3 protein-coding genes are annotated in these 1845 nt (G+C 37.8%); all 3 read left to right on the top strand.

What is annotated here, in order from left to right:
* The first annotated feature begins 118 nt into the window (after positions 1 to 118).
* The 3 genes from L2744_RS21335 to L2744_RS21325 all read left to right on the top strand — a co-directional run bounded on the left by L2744_RS21335 (position 119) and on the right by L2744_RS21325 (position 1764).
* Positions 119 to 901 (top strand): YaaC family protein, encoded by a 783-nt coding sequence (locus tag L2744_RS21335; RefSeq protein ID WP_248993753.1) that lies wholly within the window; start codon positions 119 to 121, stop codon positions 899 to 901.
* Between the two features lie 11 nt (positions 902 to 912).
* On the top strand, positions 913 to 1464 hold the full coding sequence (locus tag L2744_RS21330) for a YaaC family protein (RefSeq protein WP_248993752.1): 552 nt from the start codon (positions 913 to 915) through the stop codon (positions 1462 to 1464).
* Between the two features lie 96 nt (positions 1465 to 1560).
* Positions 1561 to 1764: a hypothetical protein gene (locus tag L2744_RS21325; protein ID WP_248993751.1), complete on the top strand. Its 204-nt coding sequence runs from the start codon at positions 1561 to 1563 to the stop codon at positions 1762 to 1764.
* Positions 1765 to 1845: the final 81 nt, after the last annotated feature.

Genomic DNA, 1845 nt, shown 5'->3' with positions numbered 1-1845 from the left:
CTGAGCGCTGGACCCACCCCATCCAAAATTGGAATTTGACGCTATCACAGCTCTCAATCCATTTTGAGGGGCGCTTAGAAAACCATATCGATCTGTGAAATTAACCTGACATAGAATTATGAACAGCCTCGCCACGGCAAATGGCATTTATAAAATTCTAGATAAAACTGTTGATTTGATAGTTCTTAATGGCGGCTTCTATCATCTTGAATCGTATGCTTATGGTATCGAAACTGAAGTCATCGAAAAATCCAGCATCCAGACTTATGTAATCAAGTGGAATTCATTAGTTTCCGAAGGACAAATTTCTGCGGGTGGGCCTCAAAAGCCCAAGATAAAACCAAGGGAGTTTACAAGCCATATTCAATCTGAGAGCCCCATTAAACAAATTTGGAGTCGAATAAAACAGTTCAAGACTAAAGGTCTATCAAAAAAATTGGTTATTGAGCGATATGCTTCAAAAGCGATAACTTACTCTAGCGAAGTCGCTGAATGCAAAGCAGAAGGATTAGCCTTCTGTATTCAAAACGGTTGTGATTACTTTGAAGCTGCAAGTGAACAAAAATTGAACCAGAGAATTGTAAGTCTATATTATGGCGCAATTGCATTTGCTTCTGCTGAAATGCTTGCTTCGCCAGAAGGGCCTGACTCACTTGATGAAGTTGAGAATATGACTAAATTTGGTCATGGCCTTTATACATTTGACTCGCTTGATGAGAACTCCTTTGAGGGCTTTGTTGTAGGAGTTCTATCGAATGGTTTTTTCAAAAAATGGGTGGAGTTCTTGGGTGCCGATGTTGCATCATTTCCAGCTAAAAAAACCAAAAAATCCTCCGAAATAGATTTATCAAAGAATGAGTCATCACTCTCATTGAGCTGTTTTCAAGGATACCTGAATTAGAAGATCTATTCTTGTTGGTCACTAACTCTCCTCCAAATTGGTTAACATTTAATTATGACTCAGAGTCAAACGGTGGTTTTGGACTAAATAAACCAAGGCTAAGAGAGACCTATGTAACTATCAATGATATTTCATGTTCTAAATCCAAAGGAGATATAGCAGCTTTATCCTTGTCGCTAGATCAAATCGAGTACCAAACATCGGAATATCCAGGTCTTCATTTTAAAGCTCTAATTAAACATCCTGAAGAAGAATACTGGCATGGAGTGCTAAAGCAACATCGCAGTCCATATACAAGTTCTAGTGTAATAATTCCTATCTTCGGTTCGGTGGGCGAGTATCGAGCAATTTGTGTAGCTTTGCTTTACTCTTTATCGATATTGGTTCGATACAGGCCAAGCATCTGGCGGGAAGTTGTTTCTGGTAAACATGAAAATTACTTGGCACTTATTGAAGAGTTTTTAGATGTTTATGAGCGTATTGCACCTCAAGAATTTCTTGAAAATTTGCTATCAAAGCCAATTCATGTTACTCAATCTGGATCAATGTTTGCGAACATGTGAAAAATCATCTAACAAGGCGCTGCTGTCGGACAAATTTTCCGCAGAGCTCCAAATTTGTCGCAGAGCGCGGCGTTATTACTCACAGGGAGTATCGAGTTGATAATTGAGAGTTTTGAAAAAAAATTAAAATTAAGAATTGCCTTTAAAAATGTAGCTTCCGTCTTAATCACTATGCAAATTGTCTTAATATTATTTGGTACTGCGGGAATGGCATTTTATTATGATTCGGTTTTTAATGATAAACCTGAGTATTTAAAACACTTTGATAATTGTAGTGGCATAGTGAATTTGGCCACCTAATAAGAAATGTTATGATCTCACTCATAACCCATTTAGGTGACAACATGAATAAAAGTAAACGTGCTCGATATAGCGCAGCCA

The sequence above is a fragment of the Shewanella profunda genome (assembly GCF_023283765.1).
GTDB lineage: Bacteria > Pseudomonadota > Gammaproteobacteria > Enterobacterales > Shewanellaceae > Shewanella > Shewanella profunda.
The sequence above is the reverse complement of the archived record's forward strand: the minus strand, read 5'-3'. Positions and strand labels throughout refer to the sequence as shown.